Annotated in this window: 12 protein-coding genes and 1 pseudogene; 9 read left to right on the top strand and 4 right to left on the bottom strand. The window is 33.9% G+C overall.

Annotation, left to right across the window (positions count from 1 at the left end; translation table 11 throughout):
* Positions 1 to 101: 101 nt before the first annotated feature.
* Positions 102 to 356, bottom strand: a complete 255-nt coding sequence (locus AB1282_RS06635) for a hypothetical protein (protein ID WP_056469201.1) — start codon at positions 354 to 356, stop codon at positions 102 to 104.
* 428 nt (positions 357 to 784) lie between these two features.
* Between AB1282_RS06635 and AB1282_RS06640 the strand changes: the two genes are divergently transcribed.
* The 5 genes from AB1282_RS06640 (at position 785) to AB1282_RS06660 (ending at position 6,481) form a co-directional block, all read left to right on the top strand.
* Positions 785 to 1,222, top strand: a complete 438-nt coding sequence (locus AB1282_RS06640; protein WP_056469204.1) for a DUF1934 domain-containing protein — start codon at positions 785 to 787, stop codon at positions 1,220 to 1,222.
* The gene (gene argS, locus AB1282_RS06645) at positions 1,219 to 2,889 is read left to right on the top strand and encodes an arginine--tRNA ligase (RefSeq protein WP_390310790.1); all 1,671 of its coding nucleotides are present in this window, start codon (positions 1,219 to 1,221) and stop codon (positions 2,887 to 2,889) included. The genes AB1282_RS06640 and argS overlap by 4 nt, the downstream gene beginning before the upstream one ends.
* Before the next feature lie 273 nt (positions 2,890 to 3,162).
* Positions 3,163 to 4,479, top strand: coding sequence for a DUF5667 domain-containing protein (locus AB1282_RS06650; RefSeq protein WP_429898742.1), 1,317 nt, complete (start codon positions 3,163 to 3,165; stop codon positions 4,477 to 4,479).
* A 182-nt stretch (positions 4,480 to 4,661) separates the two neighbouring features.
* On the top strand, positions 4,662 to 5,390 hold the full coding sequence (gene sigI / locus AB1282_RS06655) for an RNA polymerase sigma-I factor (RefSeq protein WP_082459423.1): 729 nt from the start codon (positions 4,662 to 4,664) through the stop codon (positions 5,388 to 5,390).
* A gap of 2 nt (positions 5,391 to 5,392) precedes the next feature.
* Positions 5,393 to 6,481 (top strand): anti-sigma factor domain-containing protein, encoded by a 1,089-nt coding sequence (locus tag AB1282_RS06660; protein WP_429898743.1) that lies wholly within the window; start codon positions 5,393 to 5,395, stop codon positions 6,479 to 6,481.
* Positions 6,482 to 6,538: 57 nt separating this feature from the next.
* Here AB1282_RS06660 and AB1282_RS06665 read toward each other — a convergent pair.
* From AB1282_RS06665 to cls, 3 genes and pseudogenes are all read right to left on the bottom strand, one after another.
* A pseudogene (locus AB1282_RS06665) lies at positions 6,539 to 6,908 on the bottom strand (YybH family protein).
* A gap of 228 nt (positions 6,909 to 7,136) precedes the next feature.
* On the bottom strand, positions 7,137 to 8,093 hold the full coding sequence (gene uvsE / locus AB1282_RS06670) for a UV DNA damage repair endonuclease UvsE (RefSeq protein ID WP_390310794.1): 957 nt from the start codon (positions 8,091 to 8,093) through the stop codon (positions 7,137 to 7,139).
* Positions 8,094 to 8,135: 42 nt separating this feature from the next.
* The gene (gene cls / locus AB1282_RS06675) at positions 8,136 to 9,329 is read right to left on the bottom strand and encodes a cardiolipin synthase (RefSeq protein WP_429898744.1); all 1,194 of its coding nucleotides are present in this window, start codon (positions 9,327 to 9,329) and stop codon (positions 8,136 to 8,138) included.
* A gap of 213 nt (positions 9,330 to 9,542) precedes the next feature.
* Between cls and AB1282_RS06680 the strand changes: the two genes are divergently transcribed.
* From AB1282_RS06680 to icmF, 4 genes are all read left to right on the top strand, one after another.
* Complete coding sequence (locus AB1282_RS06680; protein ID WP_429898745.1) at positions 9,543 to 11,651, top strand: heterodisulfide reductase-related iron-sulfur binding cluster; 2,109 nt, start codon at positions 9,543 to 9,545, stop codon at positions 11,649 to 11,651.
* Positions 11,652 to 11,810: 159 nt separating this feature from the next.
* Complete coding sequence (locus AB1282_RS06685; protein ID WP_056469219.1) at positions 11,811 to 12,992, top strand: acetyl-CoA C-acetyltransferase; 1,182 nt, start codon at positions 11,811 to 11,813, stop codon at positions 12,990 to 12,992.
* Between the two features lie 403 nt (positions 12,993 to 13,395).
* On the top strand, positions 13,396 to 14,526 hold the full coding sequence (locus AB1282_RS06690; RefSeq protein WP_056469221.1) for an acyl-CoA dehydrogenase: 1,131 nt from the start codon (positions 13,396 to 13,398) through the stop codon (positions 14,524 to 14,526).
* 128 nt (positions 14,527 to 14,654) lie between these two features.
* Entirely contained in the window at positions 14,655 to 17,894 is a 3,240-nt protein-coding gene (gene icmF, locus AB1282_RS06695) for a fused isobutyryl-CoA mutase/GTPase IcmF (RefSeq protein WP_056469223.1), read from the top strand.
* Positions 17,895 to 17,933: the final 39 nt, after the last annotated feature.

Below are 17,933 nucleotides of genomic sequence, written 5' to 3' on the forward strand. Positions count from 1 at the left end.
TCGATAATTGGTGAAAACCCGCTAGGAATTACGTTTCCTGGCGGGTTTTTGTGTTTTTTTGAATATAAACAAACAAAAAACAGCCCTTTACAAGCTGTTTATCATGGTCCAAAATGACCGAAAAACATCAGATAAACAATAAAGCCGATGAGTGCGAGTACTCCGATTATTGCAGCTGTAAAACTGCCGAACATGATCGCTTTTCGTTTGAGAATGAACCACAAGATGATTCCCACAACGAATGGGACGAAAAATGAGTACAAATAAATGAGAAAAATGCTCGATAACGAAATGATTCCTATACCTAGTCCGATGAAAAATAGTTTGCTAGATGATTGTTGTGCGATTGTTTTCATAAAAACCCCTTTTATTCATCATATGTTCTTTATTGTCTCATAAACTGTTTTCAATTGAAAACAAAAATCCTCCTTACATTCATGGCAAGATTGTTTGTTAGTAGGTTGATGCGATTGAAATCCGTGGCCGTTTAATGAGTAATAGTGTCTGCAGTTTTAGATTTAGGGAGTCGAAATAACTAAATGAAATTCATCATTATAAAGAACGAAGCTACGGAAATTATGTGAAAAAGCTCTATGAATTTTTTTAGAAATAAGAAAGTACTCTAATTTTTCAGATTGTCCTATTATTTCGTTCACTTTAATGAATATTTTTCACAATTTTTTTCTTACCTATTTTATTTTTTTTATTAGATTATGCTAAAATGGGAAAAGATGATTTTTGGATGTGATTCGTTACGTTCATTGGGAGAAAAGGACGTGTAAAAGTGAAAGGACAACAAGGCATACCTGTCTCAATTGACTTTGAGACTTTGATAAAAGATCCACACGGGCGTGATAAAGTCAGTTTTCAAGCAAATGGCCTATACTATAAAAAAGATGATGTCTCATATTTATTATTTGATGAAAATCACGAGGACCGAAAAGTAAAGGCTACAATGAAAATAGGCAAAGGGGAAGTAACAATTATTCGTAATGGCGGGGTTATGATGCGTCACCAATACCGAGTAAATGAAACAACTGAAGGTACTTTCTCAAATGAATTAGGCGTATTCCAAACGAAAGCATATACGAAAAAACTACAATTTCTAGTATCTGAAGGACCTTTAAAAGGGGTACTTCAATTAGGGTATAAGTTATTCGTAGGTGATGAAAATGCTGGGTCGTATAACATTACAGTATCAATTAAGGAGGCAACGATATGAATACATTAGAACAAGTAAAAAGTCGTTTAAAAAATGAAATCGAAGCTGCGGTATTAAAAGCAGGATTAGCAACGGAGGAACAATTACCACAAGTTGTATTAGAAACACCAAAAGATAAAGCGCACGGAGATTTTTCAACAAATATGGCGATGCAATTAGCACGAGTTGCTAAAAAGGCTCCTAGAATGATTGCAGAAGAGCTAATTAATTCTTTTGACCAAAGTAAGGCAAGCATTCGAAAAGTAGAAATTGCTGGACCAGGATTCATCAATTTTTATATGGATAATAGTTACCTAACTGATTTAATCCCAGCAATTATTAAATCTGGAAATGAATATGGCCAAACTAACTTTGGTAACGGTGAAAAGATTTTAGTTGAGTTTGTTTCAGCGAATCCGACTGGCGATTTACATTTAGGTCATGCCCGTGGAGCAGCATTTGGAGATTCACTATGTAATATTTTAGACAAAGCAGGTTATGAAGTAACTCGTGAATATTATATTAATGATGCTGGAAACCAAATTAATAATTTAACACTTTCAGTAGAAGCTCGTTATATGCAAGCACTTGGAATGGATAAAGAAATGCCTGCAGATGGCTACCATGGAGCAGATATCATTGAGATTGGTAAAACATTAGCTGCTGAATTTGGTGACCGTTATATAAATGAACCAGAAGAAGCTCGTTACAAGTTCTTCCGTGAGTACGGTTTAAAGTTAGAAATGGAAAAACTACAACGTGATCTACGTAATTTCAGAGTAGAATTTGATGTATGGTATTCAGAAACTTCATTATATAAAAATGGCAAAGTGTTAGAGGCTCTTGATGATTTAAAACAACGCGGTGAAACATATGAAGAAGAAGGAGCGACTTGGTTCCGTTCTACAACATATGGAGATGATAAAAACCGTGTACTAATTAAAAGCGATGGTTCTTATACTTATTTAACTCCGGATATCGCTTATCACCGTGACAAACTTAGTCGTGGAGCAGATAAATTAATTGATATTCTTGGAGCTGACCATCACGGATACATTCCTCGTATGAAAGCAGCAATTCAAGCATTAGGATATAATGCTGATACGCTTGAGGTAGAAATTATCCAAATGGTTCAGTTATATCAAGATGGTGAAAAAGTTAAAATGAGTAAACGTACAGGTAAAGCTGTTACGTTACGTGATTTAATGGAAGAAGTAGGTACTGATGCTACACGTTACTTCTTTGCAATGCGCGGTTGTGACTCACATTTAGACTTTGATATGGACTTAGCTGTTTCTAAATCAAATGAAAACCCTGTTTATTATTCACAATACGCTCACGCTCGAGTTTGTAGTATTCTTCGTCAAGGAGAAGAAATGGGTATTGTTTACAATGGGGAAGCTGATTACAGCCTTGTTTCATCTGAAAAAGAATATGAGTTATTAAAGAAATTAGGAGAATTCCCAGCAGCGGTTTCATTAGCTGCTTCAAAACGTACTCCTCATCACATTACAAACTATGTGTTTGAATTAGCGGGGACTTTCCACAGCTTCTATAATGCAGAAAAAGTGTTAGATGCTGAAAATGTTGAAAAATCAAAAGCTAGACTGGCTTTAATGAAATCAGTTCAAGTTACATTACAAAATGCATTAGCTTTAGTTGGAGTTTCTGCACCAGAAAAAATGTAAGTAATTAATGAAAGTACCATATCCCAATTTGGGATATGGTACTTTTTTATTAAATAAACTACATACAACTAAATTTTTAAAAAGTATGATTTTATAATATTTTAGTTTGTTAATTTATAAAAATTTGTCGGTAAATAGGGAAAGATAACAAGTTTCACCATTTTTTTATTAATTTTTTAAATATTTTTTAAAACGACCCCCTAAAAAATGAAACCCTCTACGAATAGTTATAGTGAGAATAAATAAAGAAATTTTTACAAAGGGGAAAAATTCATGAAAAAGTTATTAGTACATACAACTGCAACAGCATTATTATTATCTCAGTTAGGATTTTCTAGTTCAGTACTGGCTGCTGAAAATGATACAGTTTCACCAACTGATCAAAAGGAAGAAGCACCTGCATTAGTTAAAGGTGATTTCTTTTACTTTGTAAAAACAACTGTAGAAAAAATCCAACTATTACTAACAACAGACAAAGTTAAAGAAGCAGAACTTTTAGCAGAATTTGCACAAGAACGTATTCATGAAGCAAGAGAATTAATAAAAGATGGCAAAGAAGATTTAGCAAAAGAAACAATAAAAGAAGCTTTAGGTCAGATGGAAAATGCTCAAGGCCAACTCGATGTTAAGTTACCAACTGTTACTGTACCAACGACTTCAGAAAAAACAACTACAGAAGTAGATAAAGAAGATCAAGAAAAAGTTGAGACAGATAAACAAGATACAGACAAACAAGAAACTGAAAAAGAAGATCAAGAAAAAGCTGAAACGGATAAACAAGATACTGATAAACAAGAAAAAGACGATCAAGAAAAAGCTGAGACAGACAAACAAGACTCGGATAAACAAGAAACTGAAAAAGAACATGTTGAAAAAGATGAAAAACAAAAATTAACAAAAGAGCAAAAAGAAATTGCAAAAATTCAACACCATTTAAATAACAATTTACTAGTTTTAGCAAACGTTTTAGATCAAGTTAAAAATCCAAAAGCAAAAGCTGCGATTGCTAAAAATATTGAAAAGAGCTTTAACAAAATTTCTGAAAGATTAGAAAAAGTCTTAAAGAATACAGAACAGGATTCAACTACTTTAAAACCTGTTATTACAGTTCAATACCCTGATGCAACTACAGATCAATCAGCTACACCAGAAGTTATTACAACTGTAACGAAAATTGAAGACGTAAATGACAAAGACGTGAAAAATGACACAGATGTGAAAAATGATAATGAAGATAATCAAGGTGAAAATGAAGACAAAGATGCCGCTACTGAAGTTGCTACAAAACCTGTAAAAGTAGAGCATAAGGAAGATCAACATAAAGTTGAACATAAGTCAAAAGAAGTAAAACCAGTTAAAGTAAAAAAAGTAAAAGTTGAAAAAGAAGAAAAACACGTAGAAAAGCACGTAGAAAAACATGTAGTAAAACACGAAAATGGTACAAACCATAGAAATCAAGAACACCAAGGAAACCAAGGTGAACATGAAAATCGTGGGAAACATAAGGAAAATGAAAAGCACGAATGGAAAAAAAATGAGGATTCAAATGATCAAGGTGAAAACCACGGAAATGGACATCATGAAGACTAATAAGTAAATATTTCCATTCGCCTTTCAATAAAATCACATGAAACATTTCATAAGATGCGATATGCTTAATTGCAAACGGTTAAATTAAAATGGTGCCTCTGATATTCATTGATTATATAATGAGTGGAGGCGCCTTTAAGTTTTAATAGCCAAGCAATCCTCTTTTGAAAGGAGATGGGGTCTTGTTACTTACAATTTTTCAAACGCTTTATAAAAGAAAAGAAAAAATTGAAGATATTGTATTAACAATACAACAGTCTTCATCAAAAGAACTAGATGATTTTATAGTTCAATATACCCCTTTTATAAACAAAACTGTTTCTACTATTTGTGGAAGATTTATTACAAATCAAGAAGATGAATTTAGTATCGGTTTAAATGCATTTCATGAAGCTATTAAACTATATTCATATAAAAAAGGTGCGTCATTTCTATCTTTTGCAAAGTTGATCATAAAGCGAGAATTAATCGATCACTTTCGCAAGGAATCTAAGTATCAATTATTAACTTCAGAACAAACTGGGTCCGAGGATCTGCATAAACAATACGACGACCATGTATATAGCACTTATATAAAAAATTTTGATGAAATAAATCGTAAAGAGGAAATTATTCATTTCAGTGAGATGCTTAAACAATTTGGAATTTCATTAGAAAGTTTAGTAGAGGTTTCACCTAAACATGAAGACACAAGGGAGCATATTTTTTCAGTTGTAGACCTTATTACATCTGATGAAGAAATGTTAACTTTTCTATATAATAAGAAAAAATTACCGATGAACAAACTAGAAACTAAAGTGAATATAAGCCGAAAAACGCTTGAAAAACATAGAAAATATATTATTGCCATGAGTATTATAAGCGTCAATGAGTATATTTATTTACAAAACTATTTAAAAAGGGGGAACTGAAGATGAACAATGGTATTGTATTAAAAGTAAATCGCTCATCCGTAGTTGTACTAACTGCGAACGGAGAGTATTTAAAATGTAAAAAACTATTGTCGTCCTATTCAATTGGTGAAGAAATTCAGTTCCCCAACAATGCAATCATTTTGAATAAAAAAATGAAATTGAGCATCCCTAAATTAATACCTGTCGTAATTGTGAGTGGATTAATACTTTTCTCTTTTACATTTATAAATTTAAACAGAGAAGAAGCATTAGCAGCAGGAAAGGTTACAATTGATTCTGGGGCAAAAGTGTCATTAATTTTGGACAAACAGTTAAATGTTATTGATTTAAAAGCTCACAATGAACAAGGTAAAAAAGTGATCAATAAAATGGATAACTGGAAACAGGAGCCCCTACATTTAGTTATGGATGATTTAGTTGGTGAAATGGAGAAGTCTAAAGTAATTGAACCAAATGAAAAAATCAAATTAACTGGTGAGATGAATAAAGAATTTGAAAATAAACAAAGTGTGCTAAATCACGAATTGAAGGATATTCAAGAAAGTGATAATCATTTTAATATCCCAAATTCTAAGGAACTTGATCAGCCAAAGATTAAAATTCAAAATCATAAACAAAATCAAAGTCAAAATCAAAATAAACAAGAAAAAAGTTTTAATTCTAATTCAACGAAAGTCATAAAAGGCGAAAATAATTACAAGGATAAATCTATTATAAAGTCACCTACAATCATAAAAGATAAAGAAAATGATAATGGTCATCCAAAAGAAGTTCAAAATAATAGACATCAAGAAGAGCACTGGGGAAATAAGCAGCGTCAATGGAATCATAGAAACCAAGATGAACATCATGAATCATCGAAGCAAAATCAAAAGAAACAATACAACAACAATGAAAAGCATCAAGACAAAAAAAAAAATGACTATAATGATAACCGCAAATTAAGAAGAAGTGATAATGATCAAGGCAGAAATGAACATAACGAAGGATGTCATGGGTGCAATAATCGTTATAAAAACAATGAAAACGAGAACGAGAACGAGAACGATAACGGCTGGCATAATGGTAGTGAAAAACGCTCAGATTAATAATCTGAGCGTTTTTTATACAAATAATATACTTTAAACTCATGAAAGAATAAGGGCTTAGGAAATGCCGCTCAAATGCTCATGAATAACCTTCCATTCACCATGTTCATTCTTAGTAAATAAATTAGTAGCCCTGCCATGTCCAAGTACAAACTTCCCGTTCATATAGCCTTCATATTGAAATTGATAAACACATGAAGCAGAATTTTGATCCATAGTTAACCATCTTACATTCGTAGCTGTATAAACTTCATCTTGAATTACATTCCAGGCATTCTCAAAATACTGCTGAATTTTCTAGTAAAGAAGTACAGGTTTTGTCTGAAAACCAATAAATGGCGTCCTTATGAATATATTTTTTTGCTTGATTAAAATCATGTGTATTTGTCGCTTTTATGTATTGTTGTAGCGCACTTTGATAGTTCATTTACAAACCACCTTTATAGTAGAATTGAAGTAAGACCTGTAGGTGAATATCTATAAACCATCATATCATTGCCATCCATAATTAATCAGTTGTTTTAAAGATATTGCCAAATGAAAGAAACCCTCAAGGTAAGTTAAAACTTCCTTAAGGGCTACGCATGTATAAATGAGCTTTTTAAATGCTTTCTTGACCCCTTTATTTCCTGTTGTTATCATTTCGTTACTCTTCTTAAGTAACTTCGATTATTCCACCACTTATTCGCTTATAACCTCTCCATTTCGACAGATCTTCCATTAACTGCAATAGAGCTAAATCCTTTTTTTTCGATTCAATCATTATATCGATATCACTTCCAATTGATCTGACAATGTCAAAAAAAGGCTTAATAAAATCAGGGTCAATTAGATCTGAATGCGCTCTAAACTCTTTATCGGATTTCGGAGATGAAATATGAATTTTAGGCTTCAAATCTGTATGATCCCAAGTAGAGAATATAAGGGGTAATAATTTCTCTAACGGCTCTTCACATAAGTTTGCCATATGATGATGATAGTCAAATACGAGCGGAATGCCTTCGTTTTTGCAAACCATTAGTGTTTCAGTGGTATTATACGTTTTATCGTCATTTTCTAAAGTCATTTGTTTTTTAATGTGTGTAGGGAGCTTTTTTATATTTTCATAAAAACGTTGGATAGCAAGCTCTTTATTTCCATAGGCTCCTCCAATATGTATATTAATGACGCTTTCGTCTGAAATACCCATTGCTTCAAGAACTTTATAATGATATTCCATATCAATCACAGCATTATCAGTTATATGAGGTTTATCACTTGTAAAAAGCGTGAATTGGTTAGGATGAAAACTAACTCTTAATTCATGCTTCTTGATAAAATCACCAATTTCTTTAAATTGTTTGTGAAAAATATTTATATAATCAAATTCTACATCTGGATGAGTCGCCAAAGGGACCATTGAAGAGGACATTCTATATAAGGGGATTTGTTGTCCCACATTATAATGAAGTGCTCTATACGTATTTTCGATATTTTGCGAGGTAACATACATTAATTTCTCTAAACGCTCTTCTCGATCAAGAGCCTTATAACGTGTAAATGTAAGAGTTTTTGCAGGTGAACAATTATATAAAGATAATGCATGTGAAACATATCCGAATCGAATGATCATATTTTGTTCACCTCTAACTTGGTTTTTGTATATCTAAAAAAGCTACATTAATGGAGAAAGAAGCTTAGATAAAAACTTACGACACTTCCATAAGAATGTTGTATTTTTATAATGCTGGGTAGGATATGATTTTGAGCGTTCTAAGTCCTTAATAAATATTTCCTTGATCTTCAATATGAAAGACTCACTTGAAAAAATACAACTCCATTCATCATTAATGCAAAGACTTCTACGATCAAAGTTAACGGATCCTACATCACAGAAACAATCATCGATGAGTAGTACTTTGGCATGAAAGAACCCCTTCTGATAATGAAAAACTTTCCCACCACCTTCTAAAATTAAAAGGAGATGTGGAAAACTCGCCTCTTTAACTAGTCTGTGGTCTTCTTTTTCTGGGATCATCACGCATATTTGGACGCCTCGATTAAGAGCGGCAAGAAGTGCGTTCATCAGTTTTTTTGTTGGAATAAAATAAGGTGTACCAATATAAATATGTTTTTTTGCTTGATCAATTAAATCTTTATATAGGTTCTCAATGCGTACAAAGTCCGACGAATAGAAGTGATGCTCAATTTTTCCTTTTGCTAATTCACCGTCATTAATTAGCGTAAAGGATTCTCCGCCACTTCTAACCCAGTCAATTAAAAATTGAACGTGCAAATCTTTTACACCTTCACCAGTCATTCGAATATGATAATCTCTCCAATAACCTAATTCTTCATCAAAACCAATATATTCTTTGCCAATATTAAAACCGCCAAAATAGCCGGTTTTTTGATCTATTACTGTAATCTTACGATGGTTTCGGTGTTGAAACCGATAGAGAGTATATGGAAATCCGGTTCGCCGATTAAAAAGTACTTCCACGCCATTTTCTTTTAGTTTTGTTATTCTTTCACGCTTAAGTCTAAAGCTTCCAATCCAATCAACAAGTAAGCGTACTTGTAATCCTTCCCGAGCTTTCCTTTCGAGCAGTGATAAAAATTTTTCGGATGTGTCATCGTTTCGAACAATATAAAAAAGCATAGATATGCTACTACTTGCTCCTGTTATATCGTCTAGAAGATGCTTGTACAATTCATTACCTTCTGTTATTAACATTGTTTCACTATATCTTTTTTTAAATGGACAAGTTTTATCATATTTATGAAAGGCTTTATAACCAAAATAAAGATCTAAGCTAGCAAGGAGTATAAGAAAGAGTAGAGCAATTAAGCAAATGCAAAGAATCATATAATTAAACTCCTTTACCTTTTACGTGTTGATAGTATGACCATATAAATTGAAGAATATGAAAAAGAGCCAACTTAATATGAAAAAGTATTTGACTGAATAGTCATTCATAATATAATTAAAGTATATATTTTCTGAATATTATTATGGTTATAAATTTTTAAACAGTAAGCGTTTTCTTTATAGCCGGGAAAATTGGGGGAGGAATACATCATGGATCATGCACTTTTGTATTTGAACGCACTAGGGTTTGTGGCAATTACAGTTTATGCAGTTTATTTATTCATTTACCTAATTAAAACAAGAATTGCCTACATTAAACTTGGTAAAAAAGAAGAATTTGAAAGAAATTTGAAAGATCGCTTTCAAAAAATTTGGGTCAATGTTTTTGGGCAAAAAAAGCTATTGAAGGATAAGAAAAGTGGATTTATTCATTTGTTATTCTTTTATGGATTCATTTTAGTTCAAGCTGGAGCTTTAGACTTTATTTTAAGAGGTCTTGTTCCTGGAGTACATTTACCACTTGGACCTTTATATGGTGCATTTACATTTTTTGAAGAAATCGTTGCGTTACTAATATTGGTGGCAGTTGTTTGGGCCTTCCATAGACGATATATTGAAAAATTAGTTCGATTAAAAAGAGGTTGGAAAAGCGGGTTAGTCTTAATTTTCATTGGTTTATTAATGTTATCAACTCTGTTTGGTAATGGAATGGGAATTATTTGGAGTGGAGATGGAACGAGCTTCCACGAACCAATCGCATCTTTAGTTGCAACAATTTTTAATGGTATTAGTGAACCTTTAGCAATTTCATTCTTTTACGTTGCTTGGTGGATTCACTTAATTTCACTTTTAACTTTCTTAGTATATGTACCACAATCAAAGCACGCACATTTACTTGCAGGTCCAGCGAACGTGTATTTTAATCGCTTATCGAAGGCAGGAAAATTAGAAAAAATAGATTTTGAAGATGAAACGCAAGAGACATTTGGTGTTGGAAAAATAAGCGACTTCCGTCAGTCGCAATTAATTGACTTATATGCATGTGTAGAATGTGGTCGTTGTACAAATGTATGTCCTGCTACTGCAACTGGAAAAATGCTGTCACCAATGGATTTAATTCTAAAACTTCGTGATCATTTAACTGAAACAGGGGCAGTTGTAACGTCTCGTGCACCTTGGGTTCCAACTGTTGCGTTTTCTAAAACAAAAGGAAATCAATTAGCATTTGCTTCACAAGGAAAACAAGAATCAGCGGCAACATTGGAATATAGTCCAAGTTTAATTGGCGATGTAATTACTGAGGAAGAGATTTGGGCATGTACAACTTGTCGTAACTGTGAAGATCAATGTCCAGTAATGAATGAACATGTTGAAAAGGTTATTGATTTACGTCGTTATTTAGTTTTAACAGAAGGTAAGATGCAGCCAGATGCTCAACGTGCAATGACAAATATCGAACGTCAAGGAAATCCATGGGGATTAAATCGTAAAGACCGTGAAAACTGGAGAGAACTTGATGAAAGTATCCATATCCCAACAGTAAAAGAAGCTCAGAAAGCTGGAGAAGAAATTGAGTACTTATTCTGGGTTGGTGCAATGGGTTCATATGATAACCGTAGTCAAAAAATCGCATTAGCATTTGCGAAACTAATGAATGAAGCTGGAATTAAGTTTGCTATTTTAGGTAATAAGGAGAAAAACTCTGGTGATACACCTAGACGTTTAGGTCAAGAATTCTTATTCCAAGAGTTAGCAAGTAATAATATCGCAGAAATTGAAAAATCGGGAGTAAGCAAATTAGTCACAATTGACCCGCATGCTTATAACACATTTAAAAATGAATATCCTGATTTTGGTTTATCAATAGAAGTTTATCATCATACAGAATTATTATCTCAATTGGTTAAAGAAGGTAAGTTAAAGCCGGTTCATCAAGTAAATGAAGTAATTACTTACCATGATTCATGCTATTTAGGCCGATACAATGAAGTTTATGAAGCTCCTAGGGATATTCTTCGTGCAATTCCTGGCGTCAAACTAGTTGAAATGGAGCGTAAACGTGAAACAGGTATGTGCTGTGGAGCGGGTGGAGGATTAATGTGGATGGAAGAGCATGTTGGTAATCGCATTAATGTAACGCGTACTGAACAAGCACTTGCAGTTAGTCCGAATGTAATTGGAACAGGTTGTCCTTATTGTTTAACAATGTTATCAGATGGAACAAAAGCAAAAGAAGTAGAAGAAGCTGTTAAAACACTTGATATAGCAGAGCTTTTAGAGTTATCGATTTTTGGTGACAAACAAAACCAAGCTTCATAAAAGTTCTATAACTTTTCAATCTTCATAAAATAACTATGAAAGGTGTGCAACTTGTACACCTTTCAGACTGCCTGCTGGCGTTTTTTATTTGGTGAATTGATTGATTATAGAATTTTATTATAGAGGAGAAATAGATAAAATTTTAAGGGGGAAAATGGGATGAGTAAAACAGTTATAGTAAGTGCAGTTCGTACACCAATCGGACGTTTTGGAGGCGCCTTAAAGGGCTTTAGTGCTGCTCAGTTAGGTGGTATCGCAATTAAAGAGACATTGAACCGTGTTAACCATCCATTAGAAATGATTGATGATGTAATAATGGGTACGGTTTTACAAGGTGGACAAGGACAATTACCTTCAAGACAAGCACTTCGTAATGCAGGATTACCATGGGAAACAAGATCAGAAACAATTAATAAAGTATGTGCATCTGGTATGCGTAGTGTTATGCTTTCTGATTTATTGATTCGTTCTGGCGAAAGTAAACGTATTGTTGCAGGTGGAATGGAATCCATGAGCAATACTCCTTATTATCAAACCTCTATTAGATGGGGAAATAAAATGGGGAACACAGAATTAAAGGATGGCCTTCTAGTAGATGGCTTAACTTGTTCATTTACTGGAGTTCATATGGGTACATATGGAAGTGAAGTTGCTAAACTCGAAGACATATCTCGTGAACAACAAGATGAGTGGGCACTTCGTAGTCAACAACTTGCGGTTGAATCGATTAAAACAGGTAAATTTGAAGAAGAGATTGTAACGATTGAGTCAGTTGGCAAAAAAGGAGTCGTAACAAAAATAGAAGTAGACGAGTGTCCAAGGGAAGATACTACGATTGAAAAACTAGCTAAGCTATCTCCAGCATTTGATCGCGACGGAACGATCACAGCTGGAAATGCACCTGGATTAAATGACGCAGGTGCAGCACTATTGTTAATGAGTGAGGAAGAAGCAAAACTAAATGGCTACTTACCTTTAGCTACAATTGTTGCAACAGAATCAATGGCTGTAGAAGCAAAGGACTTCCCTAGAACTCCGGGATATGTCATTCAAAAATTATTACAAAAAACAAATAAAAAGATTTCAGATATTGACTTATTTGAAATTAACGAAGCATTCGCAGCAGTAGTTTTAGCAAGTGCGAAAATTGCGGATATACCTTTAGAAAAAATAAATGTAAATGGTGGAGCTATTGCACTAGGACATCCAATTGGAGCAAGTGGTGCAAGAATCATCGTAACTTTAATTAATGCACTAAAAGCAAGAGGCGGAGGCCTTGGAATTGCTGCAATTTGTAGCGGTGGTGGTCAAGGTGACGCTGTTTTAGTAGAGGTACGATAAGAGAGAAAAGCAAGAAAAGCAGGGTATGGGAGGAGCAGGAAAGGTATGGAGGGAAATATTTCTTTCTACCTAAGTACTGCCTCCCTTAAGCTGTTATTTTTTTTGCTTTTCTATTATTGCCTATTAACTTGATCCTGTTTTTCCTTCCTTCCAGGCTTAAAAATTTTTCTACAAAAAATAACAGGAATTTTCAGATTTTTGTCTAATATTATACGAAGTAGACTATCTTTTTAGTCAAAGTAGAAAATATTTTGTTAACGCTTACAAAAATCGACAAAAACAACATGGCAGTGATAAGGAAGCAATTAAGTTAAGGGGAATAGGATATAAAATAATGATCTTTAATTAAAACCTTTCATTTGATTGTGATCCTTGTCCTAGCAAAAATCGGGGGAAATGATCTATGCAATTTCGTTTAAGTGAAGAACATGAAATGATTCGTAAAATGGTAAGAGATTTTGCTAGAAATGAGGTTGCTCCGTCAGCTGCTGAGCGTGATGAGCATGAAAAATTTGATCGTTCAATATTTGATCAAATGGCTGAGTTGGGATTAACAGGCATTCCATTCCCAGAAGAATATGGTGGAATCGGTAGTGATTATTTAGCTTACGTTATCGCGGTTGAAGAGCTTTCAAGAGTTTGCGCTTCAACGGGTGTAACTTTATCAGCACACACTTCATTAGCTAGTTGGCCGATATATAAATTTGGTACTGAAGAACAAAAACAAAAATTCTTAAAACCGTTAGCACAAGGAACAAAAATTGGTGCTTATGGGTTAACTGAACCAGGATCTGGATCAGATGCTGGTGGTATGAGAACGACTGCTAAAAAAGAAGGAAACGAATATATTTTAAATGGTTCAAAAATATTTATTACTAATGGTGGAGAAGCGGAAATTTACGTAGTATTTGCAGTGACTGATCCGACAAATAAACACGGGGTTTCTGCATTTATCGTTGAAAGTGATACACCAGGTTTTTCAGTTGGTAAGAAAGAAAGTAAATTAGGTATTCGTTCATCGCCAACAACTGAAATTATCTTTGAAGAATGTCGTATTCCGGCTGAAAACCTATTAGGTGAAGAAGGTAAAGGATTTAAAGTTGCAATGCAAACCCTTGACGGGGGCAGAAATGGTATTGCAGCTCAAGCGGTAGGTATTGCACAAGGTGCTTTAGATGCGTCAGTTGATTATGCTAAAGAGCGTGTTCAATTTGGAAAACCAATTATTGCTCAACAAGGTATCTCATTTAAACTTGCTGATATGGCTACAAGTATCGAAGCCTCTCGTCTATTAACATACCAAGCTGCTTGGTTGGAATCTAATGGACTTCCATATGGTAAGGAATCTGCAATGTCAAAATTACTTGCTGGAGATACTGCAATGAAAGTTACAACAGAGGCAGTACAAGTATTCGGTGGATATGGATATACGAAGGACTATCCGGTAGAACGCTTTATGCGAGATGCTAAAATCACTCAAATCTATGAGGGAACACAAGAAATTCAAAAACTAGTAATCTCAAGAATGCTATAAAAGTTAATTTTTATTCTTCTTTTCGCTTTACGAATGATTAGGATCACTTGGTACAAGGAATATTGATTGCCCTTTACCAAGTTTTCTTTTACAAAAAAAGGTAATTATAATTTCGGGGGATGATTAGTATGGTAGAAAAGTATCAAGCTAAGCACAAGATTCGTTTCGTAACTGCATCAAGCTTATTTGATGGCCATGACGTGTCAATCAATATGATTAGAAGATTATTGCAAGAAAATGGTGTTGAAGTTGTTCACTTAGGCCATAACCGCTCTGTTGAAGAAATTATTAACGCAGCAATTCAAGAGGATGTACAAGGTATTTCAATTTCTTCCTACCAAGGTGGACATATGGAGTACTTTAAATATATGTACGATTTGCTTCAAGAAAGAGGCGCATCCCACATCAAGTTATTTGGTGGCGGTGGTGGCGTAATTTTGCCTAAAGAGCAAGAGGAGCTAGAAGGATACGGAATCACTAAAATCTATTCACCTGAAGATGGCCGTATAATGGGACTTCAAGGAATGATCAATCATATGTTACAAAGCACAGATTTTCTTCCGCCTTTGAAGGACTTAGAAAACGTTCAAAAACTATCTGCTACAAATCATAAAGAAATTGCTAGATTTATTACTCTAGCTGAAAATAAAGGTTCTCTAGATTCAAGCTTAGAGATGGCTGCAACATTAGACAAATCAGAAACTAGTAAAAGTGTAGTAATTGGTATGACTGGTACTGGTGGAGCTGGTAAGAGTTCATTAACAGATGAGCTAGTGCGCCGTTTTATTCAAGAGTTTCCAGAAAAAACTATCGGTATTGTTTCAATTGATCCAACAAAACGTAAAACAGGTGGGGCATTATTAGGTGATCGTATTCGTATGAATTCAATTCACCATCCAAATGTATATATGAGAAGTTTAGCTACTCGAGATAGTCAATCTGAAATCTCAAATGCATTAGAGGATACTATTTCAATCTTAAAAACAGCTGATTTTGATGTTATTTTTGTTGAGACAAGTGGTATAGGTCAAGGTGATGCTGCAATTACACAGTACAGTGATATTCATCTGTATGTTATGACAAGTGAATTTGGAGCACCTTCTCAATTAGAAAAGATTGATATGATTGACTTTGCAGATTTGATTGCAATTAATAAATTTGAACGTCAAGGCTCAGAAGATGCATTACGTCTTGTTCAAAAACAATATCAACGTAGTCGCCATCTTTTCCATGATGATATAGCTACAATGCCTGTATACGGAACAATAGCTAGCCAGTTCAACGATGCAGGTACAAATAATTTATTTTTAGCTTTAACAAAATCAATTGAAAAACACACTGCTAATGAATGGAATACGACATATATTAAGCCGGGTAATGTTGAGAAACAACATGTCATTATTCCAAGTAATCGTCGTTTTTATTTAAGAGAAATTGCAGAAACTATAAGAAACTATCACGAAAACACTGAACTTGAGGCAGCAAAAGCTTCAAAGCTTTATCAAATTGAAGGAACACTGTCTGAAATAGAGTCACAAAATATTGAAGATGCAAAACCTACATTAGTAGATTTGAAAAATAAATTTGAAGAATCTCTTGCTCCTTCTACAAAACAAGCTCTAAATCATTTTAAATTAATTAAAGAAGCATATTCACAAGATCAATTAATTCAAAAAATTAGAGATAAAGAAATTAAAGTTGAGTTAACAACTACAACTTTATCGGGCACAAAAATACCGAAAGTATCTGTACCTACTTATCGAGATTATGGAGATTTATTAAGATGGGTAGCGAAAGAAAACGTGCCAGGATATTTCCCATTTACAGCTGGAGTTTTCCCATTCAAGCGCCAAGATGAAGATCCGAAGAGACAATTTGCTGGTGAGGGACCTCCAAGCAGAACAAATAAACGATTCCACTATCTATGTGAGAATGACCCAGCTAAACGTTTAAGTACAGCATTTGATTCAGTAACTCTATACGGAGAAGACCCAGCAATTCGTCCTGATATTTTTGGGAAAATTGGTGAGAGTGGTGTAAATGTATGTACTTTAGATAATATGATTGAGCTTTATAATGGTTTTGATTTATGTAGTCCTTCAACATCTGTTTCTATGACAATTAATGGTCCAGCACCAATTATTTTAGCTATGTTCTTAAACACTGCTATCCATCAACAAGTTAAATTAAAAGAAAAAGAATTAGGCCGAATTTTAACAGTTGAAGAATTCACTGAAATCAAGAGAGTAACTTTACAAAAAGTTCGTGGTACTGTTCAAGCTGATATTTTAAAAGAGGATCAAGGGCAAAATACATGTATTTTCTCAACAGAATTCGCTTTAAAAATGATGGGCGATATTCAACAGTATTTCATTGATAATAGTGTTCGTAATTATTATTCAGTTTCTATTTCTGGATACCATATTGCTGAAGCTGGAGCAAATCCAATTTCACAACTTGCATTCACTTTATCAAATGGATTCACTTACGTTGAATATTATTTAAGTCGAGGCATGAAAATTGATGATTTTGCACATAATTTATCGTTCTTCTTTAGTAATGGACTTGATGCAGAGTACTCAGTAATAGGACGTGTAGCGAGAAGAATTTGGGCTGTTACTATGAAAGAAAAATATGGTGCATCTGAACGTAGCCAAAAACTTAAATACCATGTTCAAACATCAGGTCGCTCATTACATGCTCAAGAGATGGCATTTAATGATATACGTACAACGTTACAAGCATTACTGGCTTTATATGATAACTGTAACTCACTTCATACAAATGCATATGATGAGGCTGTTACAACTCCTACTGAGGAATCTGTACGTCGTGCAATGGCGATTCAGCTTATTATTCAAAAGGAAAATGGTCTATCGAAAAATGAAAATCCAATCCAAGGATCATTTATCATTGAGCAGTTAACAGACTTAGTAGAAGAAGCAGTATTAAAAGAGTTTGAGAGAATCAGTGACCGTGGTGGCGTATTAGGTGCGATGGAGCTTCAATATCAACGCGGTAAAATTCAAGAAGAATCACTTTATTATGAAACACTTAAACATAATGGTGACCTTCCTATCATAGGGGTAAATTCTTACATCAATCCTAACGAACAAATGGAATCAATCAATACAATGGAAATAGCTAGATCAAGCTACGAAGAAAAACAATCGCAAATTGATCATGTAGAGCAATTCCAAGTGAAACATAAATCAGAAGCACAAGTCGCTCTAGAACAATTAAAACAAGTTGCTCGTCAAAATGGCAATCTATTCGAAGAGCTAATGAATACTGTTCGCGTTGCTAGTTTAGGGCAAATCACTCAAGCATTATATGAAGTAGGCGGACAATACCGTAGAAATATGTAAAAAAGAATTGCGAAAAGCCACTTGGCCGCTTTAAGACAG

The organism is Gottfriedia sp. S16(2024) (assembly GCF_050473765.1).
Lineage (GTDB): Bacteria > Bacillota > Bacilli > Bacillales > Bacillaceae_G > Gottfriedia.